This window comes from Enterococcus sp. AZ156 (assembly GCF_051714165.1).
GTDB classification, from domain to species: domain Bacteria; phylum Bacillota; class Bacilli; order Lactobacillales; family Enterococcaceae; genus Enterococcus_B; species Enterococcus_B pernyi.
Genome location: NZ_JBIORI010000001.1, coordinates 1,482,020 through 1,497,778, shown reverse-complemented (window position 1 = coordinate 1,497,778; position 15,759 = coordinate 1,482,020). Strand labels below are relative to the sequence as shown.

The window sequence follows — 15,759 nt, the reverse complement described above, 5'->3', positions numbered from 1 at the left end:
ACGATAACCTTATTTCAAGAAAGAAGACAAAAGCAACTTGATCGTTTTTAAAAACTTTAAGTGAGGATACTTGTCAGTTAATAAATTCTTCAACAAGAAATAGATCGCATAGAAAGTGAAGAAACAGAGCGATGTAGCGAACTTTCTATGCGATGATTTCATAGATCATTGAACGATTCAACGATAGGAGAAGTCACGCATTTTCTCGTAGATTTCTTCAAATGAGTGTGGACGTACATAGCGATTGCCACAGAGATAATTCACTGCATCTTTGTCGCCTAAGTATAATTCAGTATAGTAACGGAAAGTTTTCCGACACAATTCCGGTGAAACGTTTTTGTACACCGTGATCCGATCAAGGATTTGGCGAATCGTGCGAGGCGAGATTTGTTCATCGTGTGAAGAGCGGAAAACATAGGATTCTCCAGATGCACCATTTTTATGTTGGTTGGCATAATTCGCAAGTATCGGAAGGGCTTCATTTGGAATAGGTACTCGCTCCAAACGATTCGCTTTCCGATCTACAACCAGAATCTGTTTCTTCATATCTATATTTTTCCATTTTAATTCAACGACTTCATGGATTTTCAAGCCACAATAGAGGAGAACAGCCACGATTGCCAGATTTCTTGCACGATTTTTTTGTTCAAAAAGTGCTTCCCGTGGAGAATTAAAACCTTTTTCAGGAACGAAAAGCGAGTCAAAATTACTTAATAAAGAAGCGTCGATGTAACGGGGAGCGGCAGAGGTAGTTTCTGGTAAACTATCCCCTAATAAGGAAATCTCTTTTTCAACAAGGCCTTTTTCATACAAAAAGCGTAGAAAATGATTCAAAGCATATTGCTTACGAGAGATCCCGTAGTAACCATTTTTGAATTGCTGTTGTGTTTCTTGTGAAGCAGCTGTATGAAAAGCTCGCGTGTGAAGGTAAACTTCACTTAAAAAATTAAGATAGACTTGTTTTTCCAATTGGATGATCAACTGATCATTTATTTCTTGTTTATGCGTTTTTCGTAAGTAATCTGTAAATAAATGGAAATCTTTTGCATATTCATAGCGACTAGCTAATGATAATTTTTTTGAGTTCGCCTGCAAAAATTCATTGAAGATCGGTGGTAACTGGAGCATTCGTTGTTTCAACTTTTCTTGTATCTGTTTTCTTGTTTTGACATCCATGCAAAAAACCTCCATTTCGTATCTAAAGTCATGGGAACAGGAACTAGTGTATTTCTGGAAAGATTGCTTCTGCCTCCCAAAATGTATTAGCCTGATAGGGGAGCGATGAAGGGCAACTGTTACTTGTGATCCTCGTCTTATTTTACTACAATCATTCACTGAATACTAAAAACTAAATCAATAAAAAAGACACTCTGACGTAGCATCAGCTATGGTTCAAAGTGTCTTTTCGCGTGTCACTAAATGATTATTTGATGGGTAACTGGATCTTGAAATCCACACCTACAGGCAAGTGATCTGACACAGTCAATTGTCCCTTGTGTTGCTCGATCAATTGTTTTGCGATTGCTAAGCCAAGTCCATAGCCACCCGTTTCCTTTGATCTAGCTTGGTCTTCACGGTAAAAGCGATCAAAAATCCGGTTTTTGTCTTCATCACTGATCGCAGAACCTGTATTTTTGACATGGATCACCCAGTCTTTATTGGTGCTAGCTGATGTGACAATGATCTCGTCGTGTTCACTCGTGTACTTGAGTGCGTTATCTAGCAAAATGACTAATACTTGATGGATTTTTTTCGGATCAACTAAAACACTCATGTCTGCTTGGTTATCGACTATAAATTCTTTTTGATCAATCGTTGCCATCTCTTGGAAAGGTTTGATCAATTCAGCGATAAATCCTTTTGTTTGTAGTTCTTGCTTTGCAAGCGTATCTTGACTCGAATCGCTTCGTGCTAAGGTCAATAAATCAGAGGTCAAGCCAGTCAGGCGTCTTGTTTCAGACAATGCTTGCGCAATACTTTCAGATTCTTCGATGATCGTATGATTTGGTTTAGTAAAGAGGTGTTCCAAACTGTTTTGGATGATTGTTAAAGGTGTTCGCAATTCATGGGAAGCATTTTCCACAAATTCTCTTTGTCGGCGCCATGATGCTAAGATCGGACGCATGTTGAGCTTAGACAAATAATAGCTGACGCCAATGGAACCTAGCCAAAAGAAAATCATACAAAGGATCAAAATCGTTTGGAATGTTCGCAGAGAAGAGTTGATTTGATTGGTATTTTCTAATACTTGGACGTAGGCAACTTCTCCTTGATTTGTTGCTTTTTTAGTAATCGATCGAAAATAAAGGGGCGTTCCTTGGTCAGCTTGTGCAAGCTCAATGTCTTGGATCCTATCTAACTGACTCGTATCCAGCTTGATCCCTTCGATTTGATTAAAACGACCACCAATGGTTTCTTTATTCAAGACTTCACCTGATGCAGACCACAAGATCACTTGAGTATTGAAACGATCGCCTTCAGGTAGTGACTCTGTTTGACGTGGGGGGATCTGGGCGTTGAAAAAAGGGTTTCCCTGTTGATAACGTTCGATTTCTAATTGCACCATACGCGAGTTCATTGAGACATTCTTCAACATCAGGTTGGTCTCACGATAGGCTGACTGATTCAATAAATGTAGAATGATTCCTCCAAGCAAAAGAAAAATCAAGGCAAAGGCGGTCACATTGGCTGCAAAAAGTTTTGTACGTTGTTTATTGAAAATACTGTCTGTCATCGCCTCACTCTCCCTGTAAGATGTAGCCGACATTACGCAACGTTTTGATTTCTTTATCCAAGCCGGTCTCTCGAAGATGTTTTCTAAGATTGCTCATATAAACTTCAACGACAGTGATCGTCGTGTCAGAATCAAAGCCCCAGATACGGTCGAAAATCTGCTCTTTCGTCAAGATAATCCCTTTATTTTGCAAGAAATAAACAAGCAACTCAAATTCTTTTCCTTGAATCGGAAGTAGTTGTTTCTTGTATTCGACGGTATTTTGTTGCAAATCACAGATGATTCCTTGATACTCCAACGTATGTTCACTGAAGAGTCCGAGTGAACGTTTCAATAATGCTTTGATCCGCATCAGTAATTCTTCACGATAAAATGGTTTGGTCAAATAGTCATCCGCACCACGTTCAAATCCTTCAATTTTGTCTTCTAAACCATCTTTTGCGGTCAAGATCAGTACCGGCGTCAAGATGTTCTTTTTCCGAAGATGCGCTAATACTTCATATCCATTCATTTCAGGGATCATCAAATCAAGAACTGCTAGATCATAAACACCAGATTCCAATTCATATAAGCCTTCGCTGCCATCATAGACTTGGGTCACTTCACCGATTTCAGAAATGATCTCTTTGATATTATCCGACAATACGTGATCATCTTCGACCACTAATAATTTAATCATACATTCCACCTCTATTGCTTTCACCATATAAGTTAATTTTACCATGATTAGCATAAACAAAACTTAAATTTCGGATTAAGTTCCGTTTAAGCTAACCTTTGTATGATAGATGACATCACTTGATACGACAGGAGGAAAAAAATGAAATTAAAAAATGTATTCCAACGCAAAGAAACAAAATATCTGATCCCAACGGCACAGTTCCATTCTTTTTTAAAAGACTTGAAAAAACAGATGCAGATCGACGAATATGGGCTGCATACTATTTTATCCTTGTACTTTGATACACCAGACGATCGTTTCATTACCAATTCTATGACGAAACCAAAATACAAAGAAAAATTCAGAGTAAGAAGCTATGGCATATCACAGGAGACATCAATGGTCTTTCTAGAAATAAAAAAGAAGGTCAACGGAATTGTCTATAAAAGAAGAATGCCACTCACTTATGCTGAGTATCTGCAATGGCTTGATCAAAAATATTTTCTCAAGAATGAAGCCGAACAAATCTCACAGGAAGTGAATTGGTTGTTCAAAAGAAATCCAGATTTGTCGCCTAAAACAATGATCATTTATGAACGAATTTCACTATTTGGCACGTCAGATCCAGATTTTCGTGTGACGTTTGATCAGAACATCCGTTTTCGCAGTACCAATTTGGATCTATCAATCACAGGGAAAGAAACTTTGGTTACTCCTGAGATTGGCATACTGATGGAAGTGAAAGCGCTAGGGGCGTATCCCTTGTGGTTTGTGGAGCTGTTGAACGATTATCAGCTAAGAAAAGGGAGCTTTTCAAAATACGCAGAAACGTATCAGCGACATTTATTCATTCAGACAAAGGAGAGAAAGAACCATGCTATCTAGTTTAATCGAATCAGGGACAACCATTCAACCTAAAGAATTATTGATTTGTATCGCCACTTCATTAGTTTTAGGGTTATTAGTTGCAATTATCCATATGCAACGTAACATCTATACGAAAAGTTTTGTTGTTACCGTCGCTGTTTTGCCGATACTAGTTCAATCAGTCATCATGTTGGTCAATGGCAATCTTGGAACAGGCTTGGCGGTCGTCGGTGCCTTCAGTCTGATTCGCTTTCGTTCGGTTGCCGGTGGTTCAAGAGAAATCACTAGTATTTTTTGGTCGATGGGTATCGGGATTGCCACAGGGATGGGCTACGTTACATACGTGGTGATATTCTCAGCTATCGTCGCACTCTTTTTACTACTGCTTTATCTTTCACCTTTTGCCAATCAGAATAATGTAGCCGAGCGAGAATTGAAGGTAACGATTCCAGAAGATTTGGACTACCCTGAACTGTTTACCGATATTTTTGAGGAGTATACGTATACGCATCATCTCAGTTCTGTGCGAACAACGACAATGGGGAGCTTGTACGAGTTACGCTATATTCTTCTCTTGAAAAATCAACAGCAGGAAAAAGAAATCATTGATCAAATACGTGTTCGCAATGGTAATTTACCAGTCGTACTCGGTAAAGTAGCCACGAATCGTGAAGAATTATAAAGGAGGAACTCGCATGAAAAAATTCTATTCATTGATTACTACCAGTCTCTTATTAACAGCCTGTTCCTCAGCAAATTCAGCTTCTTCGGGTAAGACTAGCACAGAGGAAACAGATACAAGTACAGTGACAAATCTCTCGACAGATACGACATCTACGGAATCAGAAACGACGTTCGGTAATTATGAGACAGAAGATCTAACAACTAGCTATGAGGAAAGTTCCGCTGTCGACATCCAATTAGGGGAGAAGACAGAAGTGACAGGAGAAGGTGTCGAAGTTTCTGATAAACAAGTAACGATCACGCAAGGAGGGACTTATGTTCTCAGCGGAACATTGACTAATGGGCAATTGATCGTGAACGTGCCGAAAGAAGAAAACGTCCACCTGATTTTCAACGGTGTAACGATCACCAACTCTAACGGACCGGCTGTTGATATCCAACAAACAGAAAAAGCGATAGTGACTTTAGCAGACAACACTGAAAATCACTTAGCTGATGGAAAGACATATACACTTACTGAAAATGAGACTGAGCCAGATGCCACATTGTACAGCAAAGAAGATTTGACGATCAATGGTACTGGCGCATTGACTGTCGATGGCAATTATAGTAACGGGATTCGTAGCAAAGATGACTTAGTCTTGATCTCTGGAACCTATAAGATCAATGCAAAAAATAACGGATTGAAAGGAAAAGATGCGGTATCGGTCAAAGGTGGAAGCTATCAGATCACCACCGAAGAAGGGGATGGCATCCAAGCAAATGGAACAGAGGACGAGACAAAAGGTGCTGTTGCGATCGACGGCGGGACTTTCAATATAAACAGTGGAAGAGACGGCATCCAAGCAGAAACATCCATCCGTAGCCAAGGAGCAGAAATCACGATCCAGACGGCCGACGGAGCCGATAGCACGAACTTAGATACAAATGAAAGTTACAAAGGCCTAAAAGCCGGGAGTAATGTGTTGATCAGTAGCGGAAACTATACCATCAATAGCGCCGATGACAGTATCCATACCAATAACAGTGCGGAAATAACAGGCGGGACACTCACATTAAGCTCTGGAGATGATGGGATTCATACAGACAACGAATTGACCTTCAATGGCGGCACAATTGACATCCAGCAATCCTATGAAGGAATTGAATCAGCAGTCATCACCTTCAATGACGGAGAGATACATGTTACTGCTAGTGATGACGGGATCAATGCTGGTGGTGGCAGTGACACAGAAACGACCACTGGACAGTTTGGCGCTGACAGCTTTGGTGGTCCACCGGATGAGGCGGATGAGAGCAAAGAAGTCACGATCAATGATGGGACAATCTACGTTGATTCAAAAGGCGACGGTTTAGACAGCAACGGGAACATTGAGATGTCTGGCGGTACGATGCTGATTGACGGCCCCGTAAATGGTGGTAATGGTGCATTGGATTATGGTGGGACATTTACTCTAACAGGCGGGACATTTGTCGCTGCTGGTTCAAGTGGGATGGCGCAAACCGTCAGTGATAGTTCTACTCAAGCGACAGTAGCGATCAGCTATGACACTGTTCAACAAGCAGATACACTCATGAGTTTGCAAACAACCGCAGGGGAAGCAGTGATTGCGTATCAACCTGCTAAAAATTATCAAACAATCGTAGTCTCGTCACCACAGCTTGCAGTTGGGGAAACGTATACGATTGCTACCGGTGGCACGACTCAAGCTGAACTTACGAATGGCTTTAGTGAACAACTATCAATCAGTGATGCAGAAGATTTAGGCACGTTCAGCTTCGCAGATACGTCAATGACGATTTCTCAATCTGGGGAAGAAGTTTCCTTTGGTCAAATGGGGCCAGGAGGTTTTTAGTTCCATCACCGAAGAGAACGAAGGATAGTGATCCCAAGAATAGCGTGCGAACAAGCGCCATTTTTGGGATCATTTTTTTGTTCATCACTACTTTCGTAACAGATTGCAAACGCTTGTGTCACATAGAATATGGCTATCTAGTGTGTTTTTTTCTTAAAAATACTAATATTATGAACGAATTTATCAGACGAAGCAATTGACTTATTGGATGCACAAGCGCTATACTTTTATCCAGTGACACTTTGTCACTCATGAAGAAATCGAAATGGAGGAATCAAAAAAATGTTTTTAGCGATAAAAGAAATGCGCTATGCCAAACTACGCTATGGGCTGATTATTGGAATCATGTTCTTGATCGCTTATGTTGTGTTTATGTTAACTGGTTTAGCAAGTGGACTCTCCGAAGAGTTCAAAAAAGCAATTGTTGACTGGCAAGCACAAGAAATCGTGCTATCAGAAGATGCCAATAAAGTCTTTGCTGCCTCTCAATTGACGAGAGAAGATCTGGATCAAGTAGACGCAAAAGACAAAGCGCCTATTGGCTTATTCAGCGGAGCAGTCAAAGCAGAAGAAAAGGAAAATATCACTGTATTTGGGACGACACGCGATGCGTTCTTATTGCCTGATTTATTAGAAGGCGAGATGTTCAAACAAAAAAATGAAATCATTATTTCCAAAAATATGGCAGATCTAGGTTTTTCGATTGGCAAAAAAATCAAAATCGGTAGCTATGATGAAGAACTAACAATCGTTGGGATCTTCCCTGAAACTTATTACACGGTGGGGCCGGTCGTTTATACAGACCTTGATACATGGACACAGTTGAAATTTGGCGATCAGCCTTTTGCTTCGGATGAGAAGAAGCCGATCAATGCCATTGTCACGAAACAAGCTGCCACTATCCAATCGGATGGGGCATCAAAAACATTACAAAAATTGTCGATTGACGACTTTATTCAAAGTCTCCCAGGTTATTCTGCACAAAACATGACATTGAATGCGATGATTTATTTCTTGTTTGTCGTTGTTGCAGCAGTTGTAGGCATCTTTATGTATGTGATCACCTTACAAAAAACAGCGATTTTCGGTGTGATGAAAGCACAAGGGATCAGAAATTCATTTATCGCCCGTTCCTTACTAGCACAAGCATTCATCGTAGGAGTGGTTGGTGTAGCATTCGCAGTAGGGCTTGCTTTCTTGACTAGTTTGATCTTACCGACTGCCATGCCTTTCGCGATCATGTGGCCTCAGTGGCTTTTATATAGTGGGATATTGATACTCGTAGCAATGATCGGTGGGCTATTCTCCATTCGGACAGTCGCTAAAGTTGATCCAGTTATTGCGATAGGAGGGTAATAGAAAAATGAAAGAAATCTTGACAATGAAAAATATCGTCAAAAAATTCGGCAACGGCCGAACAGAAGTGACTGCACTAAAAGAAATCAATTTTTCAGTGAAACAAGGAGAATTTGTCAGCATCATCGGCCCTTCTGGTTCAGGGAAAAGTACATTTTTAACCATCTCTGGTGGTCTTCAAACACCTACTTCAGGTGAAATTCACATTAACGGTCATTCGTTTTCTGAATTAAATGAAAAAAAACGAGCAGACTTACGCTTTAAAGAAATTGGCTTCATTTTACAAAGTTCAAATTTGATCCCTTTCCTAAAAGTCAAAGAACAGTTTTACTTAGTCGATCGTGTCGCTAAGAAAAAAGCAGGGGATGAGCGAATCGACGAATTGCTGAAATCATTGGATATCTATGAGTTAAAAGACAGTTATCCAAAAGATTTATCTGGTGGAGAAAGACAACGAGTAGCGATCGCAAGAGCATTATTCAATGACCCAAGCTTGATTTTAGCGGATGAACCCACAGCAAGCTTAGATACGGATCATGCCTATGAAGTTGTCAAATTGTTAGTCAAGGAAGCCCATGAGAAGCAAAAAGCGACCGTCATGGTCACGCATGATTCTCGGATGATCCAGTGGAGCGACCGTGTCTATCGCATGGAAGACGGCTATTTAAAAGAACAAGCTAAAGCTTAAGCAGTAAGGAGAGTGTTTATGCCAAAAGAAACATTTTTCAATATTTCCAAAGAAAAACAGCAATGGATCTTAGAGATTTTATTAGATACATTTTATGATCAGCACATCAGCCAAGTCAAAGTTTCAGAAATCGTTGAAGCAATGGGGATGTCTCGTGGTGCATTTTACAAATATTTTCAGGATTTAGAAGATGCGTATACGTTTACTGTCCGAAACTATTCCAATCAAGTCCATGGAGATATCATCGCTTCGATCAATCGAAATCGAGATCATTTTTTCTTAGGAATCGAAGAATATCTCGCCTGGTGTGGACAGCTAAGTAAAGATAGTTCTTATTGGCGATCCATCAAATTACTCACACGTGCAAACGATCTAGGTTCAGCGAAGCGTTCAAATGATCAAGGTGACACATCGATGGTTGAACAATGGCTTGATTTGTTAAAAATCAACCAGATCGTCATGGCTACGACAGAAGAAGCCATCAGCTTTTTATATTTCGTGATGGCTCTTGTCATGAATTCTTTGACAGATTATATGATCAACCAATGGACAGCTGAAGAACTAGTAGAGGATTTCCGCTATAAAGTCAAATGGCTAGAGATAGGGGTAAAGAGTAAGGCTAATAGTTAGACAAGTCTATAAATAAAAAGAAGCATCTACTTCCGCATCATTCTTTGTAATTGGGAGTAGGCGCTTCTTTTTTATACAATACCTGAATAACCATGATTAAAGCTTGATGGTAAACATCTGGAGCATTGATCATCTCAAGTCAAGACAACTTTTATCCCCACCTCATCGAAAAAAATAGGTTTTCTATTGACTTGGAGTTTACTCCAGAGACTATACTAAATAATGAAGATACATATACAAACCAACAGGAGGTCTTTAAATGAAAAAACTTTATCTCATGCGTCATGGTCAAACCTTGTTCAATCAATTAGGGAAAATCCAAGGGGCTTGTGACTCTCCATTGACAGAAGCTGGGATCAGACAAGCAGAGGTGGCAAGAGACTATTTTGAAACCAATCAAATCACCTTTGATGCGTATTATTCATCCACACAAGAACGAGCTTCTGATACGCTAGAAATCATTATCGGGGAAAAAGAATATCAGCGATGTAAAGGGTTAAAAGAATGGAACTTTGGCCGATTTGAGGGAGAAAGTGAAGCATTGAATCCTAAACGACCAGTTGGCGAAACTTCCTATGGTGATTCATTTGTTCCTTATGGCGGTGAGTCGGCAAAAGAACTCCAACAAAGAATGAACACGACCTTGATCGACATCATGGAAAAAGAGCACCAAAGCGTGTTAGCAGTTAGCCATGGTGGTGCCATGTATTTATTCATTCAAAAATGGTTGCCTTATGAGCAAGTGGCCAAGATAAAATTTTCAAATTGTTGTATTTTAGAATTCGAGTATAGCGATCGTCAATTTTCATTCATCCAGGCGATCAATCATCAATTTTAAGTTTTTTTGATGAATGAAGTTTTATACGCCCATACTAATAGCCCAAAGACGAAACGAAGGATTCAGTCTTTGGGCTATTATTTTGTTACTATAACGCTTACTTCTTGTATTCCTTTAACAATCCTTTTTGGATCAGCTCTTGTTTTTCTTTCAAATTCAATAAATTTTCTTGGTAGTTTTGCGTATACATCAAGGAGTATAAGGTATTCAAGACATAGTCGAAGGCAATTTGAGAAGAGAATGTAGCAACTTTCGCAAAATCATACTCTTCTTGAGACACGACCAACCGCATGGCTGCTTTCTTTGCCATTTCAGACTGTTCATTTCCTGTGATCAATAAACTAGGTGCGCCAATATGTGCTAGATAGGTAAGAATACGTTCGTAATGATGGATGCGTCCACTATAGCTAATAAAAATCCCGCAGTCATTTTCCGTCAAATTAGCCGCATTCCAGGACGAATCGCTATATTCTTCGGCTAAGATCAAGAACTTATTTAGTTTAACTAATTTATTTTGGAATTTCCGAGCAGTTGTTTGCGAATCACCTTTTGCAAATAAGAAAATGCGCTCTGCTTTGTTTAAAACAGTCGCGATGGTTTCTAACGATTGATCTTCCATTTGAAATTGCGCTTTTTTGATAGCTTGAATGGATAGATCTGCCATTTTTTTGGCAATCATCTTCGCATCATCATCAACGGTAAAAGGAAAATTAGGATCGATGACTTGATTGAACTGAGCAACCAGTTGGTGGACTTCTCGTCCTAATTCAAAGCGAAATTCTTTAAATCCGCTATAGCCGATTTTTTTACAGAATCGGATAATGGCGGAATGGGAGGTATAGGTCTCCTTTGCCAGCTCTTCAATCGTCATATAAACTGCTGCTTCCAAATTCATCCGCAGATAATCGGCGATCCGTTTTTCATTTGTAGTAAATGTTTCTTGTTGGGTTAATTTTTCTTCGATAAGCATCCATCACACACCTCCAAATCTATCTTACTGAATAACTAGAAAAATAACCACTTCTTTTTACAGTAGTCTAAGATTGAACATCTTTTTCAAAAATATCGACATTCTTTCAATTTCTTTGAACATTTCTACCAAAAAAACTAGAGTCGGCTTTCTTTTACCTATTGTGCGCTATACTCAAGAAAAGAAATCATTCGAAAGTAGGAGGAAACGACATGTTAACAATCGCATATTTAGGTAATGGTAAAAGTACCAATCGCTATCATTTACCCTTCTCAAGAAGGCTACCAGACAAAATCAACGTCAAAAAAATCTACTCTCCATCAGCACCAATTTGGGAAACTTTTGATGAGATCGAATATACCGATCAATTGTCTGATCTGTGGAATGATCCTGAAATCCAATTAGTAGTCATCACGACACCAAGCCAATTTCATGCAGAATACGCCAAACTTGCTTTGGAAAATGGCAAGAACGTGTTAGTCGAAAAACCTTTTGCAGAAACTTCAAAAGAAGCAAAAGAATTATTCGATTTAGCAGCGGAAAAAGGACTATTTATCCAATGTTATCAAAATCGCCGCTTTGATTCGGACTTTTTGACTGTCCAAAAAGTGATCGAAAGTGGAAAGCTTGGTGATATTTTAGAAGTGGAAATGCACTATGACTACTTCCGTCCAGAAATCCCAGAGGGTACAAAGGAATTTTCAGTTGCCAACAGCTACTTATATGGCCATGCTTGTCATACAGTGGATCAGGTCCTTTCTTATTTTGGTGAACCAGATGATATCCATTACGATGTCCGTCAATTACTAGGAACCGGCCGAATGAATGATTACTTTGACTTAGACTTTTACTACGGTCGAATGAAAGTTTCGATCAAATCAAGTTATTTCCGTATCAAAGAACGTCCTAGTTTTGTTGCCTATGGCAAAAAAGGGATGTTTGTCAAACAAACAAAAGACCGACAAGAAGAACACTTGAAAATGTTCTATATGCCTGAAAACGCGGACTTCGGGATTGATCAACCGGAACACTATGGTGTATTGACCTATATTGATAAAGAAGGAACTTATCATGAAGAGAAAGTTGTTTCTGAAGTCGGAGATTATCGCCGAGTGTACGAAGGAATCTACGAAACGTTGATCAATGGTGCAGAAAAAATCGTAAAAGATGAAGAAACGTTATTACAAATGAAAATATTAGAAACAGGTATCCAACAGATTGAAGAAGCAAAAACTGCATTTGAAAATTAAGGATATTGTTACATCCAAAAGGGGATACTCTTTTTCCAAGTAATGAAAGAATCGAGCCGTAAATCCAAAGGATGATTTACGGTTTTTTCGTTTATCCTGCCCACTGATTCACACAATGCAACAACAAATTCTCAAAGAGCAAATGCTAAATTTTCATTCGCCTTTTGTTTGATTTTCTGTTACTATTTAGTAAACAGTAAACAAGAGGTGAGTAAATGGCATCTATACGTGATATCGCAAAAATCGCTGGGGTTTCAGCAGCGAGTGTTTCCCGTATCCTGAATGAAGATCCCACATTTAGCATCAACGAACAAACGAGGATACGTGTGATTGAAATTGCCAATCAATTAAATTATTCTGTTGATAAAAATAAACGCGGCAGTCGAAGTTTAGGAGATGAAATGACGATTGCCTTGATCGTTCGACATCAAGAAGAAGCAGAATTAGATGATCCCTATTTTCGCAAAATCCGTGGTGGCATTGAAAAAGAAGCAGCAAAGTGGCGTTTTCGCACGATCCGTGCTTTCCATATGAGAGATGCCCATAAAGAATGGAAAGAGTTAGCGAAATATGGTGCAGTGATCATGATCAGTGAAATGACGATTGAAGCAACGAAAAAAATCGCTACAATCAATCCCAACTTGATCTTGGTGGATAATTACTCGAACTCTGAGGAATTTGATTGTATCCAAACCGACTTCCAACAAAAAACCGTTGAAGTATTAGAAGTTCTCTATAAGAAAGGCCATCGAAACATCGCATTTATCGGTGGATACAGCAGTCAAGTAGCTGAAAACGGTGAAGTTCATAAAAACAAAGAAGAGATCCGAGCGGAATCTTACCTTAAATGGATGAAATTAAATGGCCTGCCACATTATGCCAACACCTATCAAGGAAACTGGAAACCTGAAGATGGCCTTCGTTTAGGCAAAGAGTTATTGGCGCAATCCTCACCGCCCACAGCAGTTATCGTCGCCAGTGATCCGATGGCAGTAGGTGTCTATAAAGCAATCAGTGAAGCAAATAAAAAAATCCCTGATGATATTGCTGTCGTGAGCTTTGATGATATCGAAATGGCTCAATTCATGACACCAAGCTTATCAAGTATCAAGGCAAATCCGGAAGAAATGGGGCGTTTAGCTGTACGCTTAGCGAAGGAACGCATGTTAAAAGAACGAACGATGCCGATTCGTGTGATCTGTCACAGTGAACTCGTCTTACGAGATTCCATCGGACAGGACAGTCCGCTTTTAGATTAACTCATTTTGCACATTTAACCCTTGAAAAAGTTCGAGAATCTCTCTTTCTCGAACTTTTTTTGTGTTCTCTCTTGTGTAAACATTAAGTAAACAATTATACTCGCCAAGTAAACGTTTGCACATATTAAATAAAAGGAGTTATCCCACATGAAATTTGTCGATAAATTAGCTGAAAAAATGGTGCCCGCTGCAACGCTGATCGCAAATAATAAATATCTACTCAGTCTCCGAGATGGTTTTATGATGGCTTTTCCCGCAACAATGTTTGCTTCCATCATGATCATTATCCAAAATTTGCCAACAACATTTGGCTTCGCTACTTTTCTGCCAGAAGCATTCAATACCTTTTTAAATGAGTTCTTTGGTCCTGTTGGCAATGCGACAATGAGTATTTCTGCACTTTTTATTGTATTTGGGATTGGTTATCAATTGGCTGGGCACTACAAACAACCACAAATCTTTGCTGGTGCCATTTCACTTTCTTGTTTCATCATGCTGTTACCGTTTGGGAGCGATGAAACCATGGGTACGTTTATTCCTTTATCGAAGCTAGGCGCTGAAGGGATGTTCGTGGGTATCTTGACAGCGATCGTCGCTACAGAAATCTATAGCCGGATCAGTCGCTCAGGGTTTACGATCAAAATGCCAGAATCTGTACCGCCGATGATTGCTGAATCTTTTGTGGCCATCATCCCTGGAGCTGCTCCTTTGTTTTTATTCAACATCATCCGCTATCTATTTACTTTTACCACCTGGGGAAATGCAGTCGATTTCGTTTATCAGATGTTGCAACAACCTTTGATGGGACTTGGCGGAACTTTACCAGCTGTATTGATCGCTGTTTTCTTTACGCAACTTTTCTGGTGGTTCGGTATCCATGGCACGTTAGTCATCAATGCAGTGATTGATCCAATCATGGGTGCTTTAGCCATCGAAAACTTTGAAGCATATAAAAATGGCGTTGAGCAGTTGCCACATATCATCAATACGACCTTTATGGGGGTGTTCGTCAATCAAGGAATGCAACTTGGTATTTCGATCACGATGGCGTTCTTTATTGCTCGCTCCATCCGAATGAAGAAAACGATGAAAACGATCATGGCGCCAGCGATCTTTAATGTATCAGAACCAATGACTTTTGGACTGCCCGTCGTGCTGAACCCTATAGCATTCATCCCTTGGATTCTAGCGCCACTAGCTTCTACCACGATTTCATACTTTGCGATTTACTTCGGCTTCGTTCCTCGTCCAATCGGGGCAACGGTTGTCTGGACGACGCCGATTTTACTGTCAGGGTGGTTAGGAACTGGTTCGATCACCGGCGCACTTTTACAAATCGTAACAGTAGTTGTGATGACACTGATCTGGGTGCCTTTCTTAGTTGCAATGGACCGTGAATATTTGAAGGAAGAACGCCAACAAGTGAAACAAGAAAAAGAAAACCAACTGATGGATGGAAAAATCACCATAGAAGAACAGTAGGGAGTGATTCGTATGCGGATCGATACCTTGAACTACCGAAAGAAAATACCGACACACTCCGCACATTTTTACCAAGTACTTCTTGAAGAACAATTAAACTATTTTCACAGCAAGGACTCTTCAATTACCGAGCTGACAGAAGGAGCAGCCGTCACGACTGCGCTTCAAACAAAACTAGGGCAAGCAACTGTCGAAAGTACGCTAACGATCCAACGTTTAGTCAAAGATGAACTACTTGAAATGACTACTGATTACTCCGGTGGAAAAATCATTCAAACCTACCAACTGAAACGTCATGATGAGCAGCAGTTCACATTGTATTATTCTGAAAGAAATGAACTGGTTGATGCCAAAACGCAGCTGAGTTTGCTTTTTGTCCTGCCATTTTATAAATTCTTTTACAATCGTCAGTTAGCCAAAAGAGTCAATTATTTGATACAAAAGCTCTGATTTCTCCATAAACAAGGAATGGAGGAACAAAACG

At 39.8% G+C, this 15,759-nt stretch carries 15 protein-coding genes; 11 read left to right on the top strand and 4 right to left on the bottom strand.

The genetic code is table 11. The features are described from left to right. Positions 1-177 precede the first annotated feature (177 nt). The 3 genes from IGJ95_RS07145 to IGJ95_RS07135 all read right to left on the bottom strand — a co-directional run bounded on the left by IGJ95_RS07145 (position 178) and on the right by IGJ95_RS07135 (position 3,413). Positions 178-1,176, bottom strand: coding sequence for a tyrosine-type recombinase/integrase (locus IGJ95_RS07145; protein WP_153829830.1), 999 nt, complete (start codon positions 1,174-1,176; stop codon positions 178-180). A 247-nt stretch (positions 1,177-1,423) separates the two neighbouring features. Then, on the bottom strand, positions 1,424-2,734 hold the full coding sequence (locus IGJ95_RS07140; RefSeq protein ID WP_153829831.1) for a sensor histidine kinase: 1,311 nt from the start codon (positions 2,732-2,734) through the stop codon (positions 1,424-1,426). 4 nt (positions 2,735-2,738) lie between these two features. Continuing rightward, complete coding sequence (locus tag IGJ95_RS07135) at positions 2,739-3,413, bottom strand: response regulator transcription factor (RefSeq protein ID WP_010735458.1); 675 nt, start codon at positions 3,411-3,413, stop codon at positions 2,739-2,741. A gap of 141 nt (positions 3,414-3,554) precedes the next feature. On the opposite strand from IGJ95_RS07135, the gene IGJ95_RS07130 reads away from it, so the two are divergent. The 7 genes from IGJ95_RS07130 to IGJ95_RS07100 all read left to right on the top strand — a co-directional run bounded on the left by IGJ95_RS07130 (position 3,555) and on the right by IGJ95_RS07100 (position 10,314). After that, positions 3,555-4,280: a polyphosphate polymerase domain-containing protein gene (locus IGJ95_RS07130; protein WP_194179844.1), complete on the top strand. Its 726-nt coding sequence runs from the start codon at positions 3,555-3,557 to the stop codon at positions 4,278-4,280. Then, positions 4,270-4,944 carry a DUF4956 domain-containing protein gene (locus IGJ95_RS07125; RefSeq protein WP_438761643.1) on the top strand — a complete coding sequence of 225 codons (675 nt, stop codon included), beginning with the start codon at positions 4,270-4,272 and terminating at the stop codon, positions 4,942-4,944. The genes IGJ95_RS07130 and IGJ95_RS07125 overlap by 11 nt, the downstream gene beginning before the upstream one ends. A 13-nt stretch (positions 4,945-4,957) precedes the next feature. Next, entirely contained in the window at positions 4,958-6,802 is a 1,845-nt protein-coding gene (locus IGJ95_RS07120) for a carbohydrate-binding domain-containing protein (RefSeq protein WP_153829834.1), read from the top strand. A 282-nt stretch (positions 6,803-7,084) separates the two neighbouring features. Next, positions 7,085-8,158, top strand: coding sequence for an ABC transporter permease (locus tag IGJ95_RS07115; protein WP_010735463.1), 1,074 nt, complete (start codon positions 7,085-7,087; stop codon positions 8,156-8,158). A gap of 7 nt (positions 8,159-8,165) precedes the next feature. Beyond that, positions 8,166-8,846, top strand: coding sequence for an ABC transporter ATP-binding protein (locus tag IGJ95_RS07110; RefSeq protein ID WP_010735464.1), 681 nt, complete (start codon positions 8,166-8,168; stop codon positions 8,844-8,846). 18 nt (positions 8,847-8,864) lie between these two features. Further along, positions 8,865-9,476, top strand: coding sequence for a TetR family transcriptional regulator (locus IGJ95_RS07105; protein ID WP_010735465.1), 612 nt, complete (start codon positions 8,865-8,867; stop codon positions 9,474-9,476). Positions 9,477-9,735: 259 nt separating this feature from the next. Next, complete coding sequence (locus tag IGJ95_RS07100) at positions 9,736-10,314, top strand: histidine phosphatase family protein (protein WP_010735466.1); 579 nt, start codon at positions 9,736-9,738, stop codon at positions 10,312-10,314. Between the two features lie 97 nt (positions 10,315-10,411). Here IGJ95_RS07100 and IGJ95_RS07095 read toward each other — a convergent pair whose 3' ends face one another. After that, complete coding sequence (locus tag IGJ95_RS07095) at positions 10,412-11,284, bottom strand: MurR/RpiR family transcriptional regulator (protein WP_010735467.1); 873 nt, start codon at positions 11,282-11,284, stop codon at positions 10,412-10,414. 212 nt (positions 11,285-11,496) lie between these two features. On the opposite strand from IGJ95_RS07095, the gene IGJ95_RS07090 reads away from it, so the two are divergent. From IGJ95_RS07090 to IGJ95_RS07075, 4 genes are all read left to right on the top strand, one after another. Beyond that, entirely contained in the window at positions 11,497-12,534 is a 1,038-nt protein-coding gene (locus IGJ95_RS07090; protein ID WP_010735468.1) for a Gfo/Idh/MocA family oxidoreductase, read from the top strand. A 215-nt stretch (positions 12,535-12,749) separates the two neighbouring features. Next, positions 12,750-13,793, top strand: coding sequence for a LacI family DNA-binding transcriptional regulator (locus IGJ95_RS07085; protein WP_023519663.1), 1,044 nt, complete (start codon positions 12,750-12,752; stop codon positions 13,791-13,793). Between the two features lie 147 nt (positions 13,794-13,940). Beyond that, positions 13,941-15,275 (top strand): PTS sugar transporter subunit IIC, encoded by a 1,335-nt coding sequence (locus IGJ95_RS07080; RefSeq protein ID WP_010735470.1) that lies wholly within the window; start codon positions 13,941-13,943, stop codon positions 15,273-15,275. Positions 15,276-15,287: 12 nt separating this feature from the next. Beyond that, positions 15,288-15,725, top strand: a complete 438-nt coding sequence (locus IGJ95_RS07075) for a DUF3284 domain-containing protein (RefSeq protein WP_153829836.1) — start codon at positions 15,288-15,290, stop codon at positions 15,723-15,725. The last annotated feature ends 34 nt before the right edge of the window (positions 15,726-15,759 follow it).

What these genes read in the sequence shown, in the direction of transcription:
- IGJ95_RS07145 (WP_153829830.1), bottom strand. Translation starts at nt 1,176, where the DNA reads ATGGATGTCAAAACAAGAAAACAGATACAAGAAAAGTTGAAACAACGA.
- IGJ95_RS07140 (WP_153829831.1), bottom strand. Translation starts at nt 2,734, where the DNA reads ATGACAGACAGTATTTTCAATAAACAACGTACAAAACTTTTTGCAGCC.
- IGJ95_RS07135 (WP_010735458.1), bottom strand. Translation starts at nt 3,413, where the DNA reads ATGATTAAATTATTAGTGGTCGAAGATGATCACGTATTGTCGGATAAT.
- IGJ95_RS07130 (WP_194179844.1), top strand. Translation starts at nt 3,555, where the DNA reads ATGAAATTAAAAAATGTATTCCAACGCAAAGAAACAAAATATCTGATC.
- IGJ95_RS07125 (WP_438761643.1), top strand. Translation starts at nt 4,270, where the DNA reads ATGCTATCTAGTTTAATCGAATCAGGGACAACCATTCAACCTAAAGAA.
- IGJ95_RS07120 (WP_153829834.1), top strand. Translation starts at nt 4,958, where the DNA reads ATGAAAAAATTCTATTCATTGATTACTACCAGTCTCTTATTAACAGCC.
- IGJ95_RS07115 (WP_010735463.1), top strand. Translation starts at nt 7,085, where the DNA reads ATGTTTTTAGCGATAAAAGAAATGCGCTATGCCAAACTACGCTATGGG.
- IGJ95_RS07110 (WP_010735464.1), top strand. Translation starts at nt 8,166, where the DNA reads ATGAAAGAAATCTTGACAATGAAAAATATCGTCAAAAAATTCGGCAAC.
- IGJ95_RS07105 (WP_010735465.1), top strand. Translation starts at nt 8,865, where the DNA reads ATGCCAAAAGAAACATTTTTCAATATTTCCAAAGAAAAACAGCAATGG.
- IGJ95_RS07100 (WP_010735466.1), top strand. Translation starts at nt 9,736, where the DNA reads ATGAAAAAACTTTATCTCATGCGTCATGGTCAAACCTTGTTCAATCAA.
- IGJ95_RS07095 (WP_010735467.1), bottom strand. Translation starts at nt 11,284, where the DNA reads ATGCTTATCGAAGAAAAATTAACCCAACAAGAAACATTTACTACAAAT.
- IGJ95_RS07090 (WP_010735468.1), top strand. Translation starts at nt 11,497, where the DNA reads ATGTTAACAATCGCATATTTAGGTAATGGTAAAAGTACCAATCGCTAT.
- IGJ95_RS07085 (WP_023519663.1), top strand. Translation starts at nt 12,750, where the DNA reads ATGGCATCTATACGTGATATCGCAAAAATCGCTGGGGTTTCAGCAGCG.
- IGJ95_RS07080 (WP_010735470.1), top strand. Translation starts at nt 13,941, where the DNA reads ATGAAATTTGTCGATAAATTAGCTGAAAAAATGGTGCCCGCTGCAACG.
- IGJ95_RS07075 (WP_153829836.1), top strand. Translation starts at nt 15,288, where the DNA reads ATGCGGATCGATACCTTGAACTACCGAAAGAAAATACCGACACACTCC.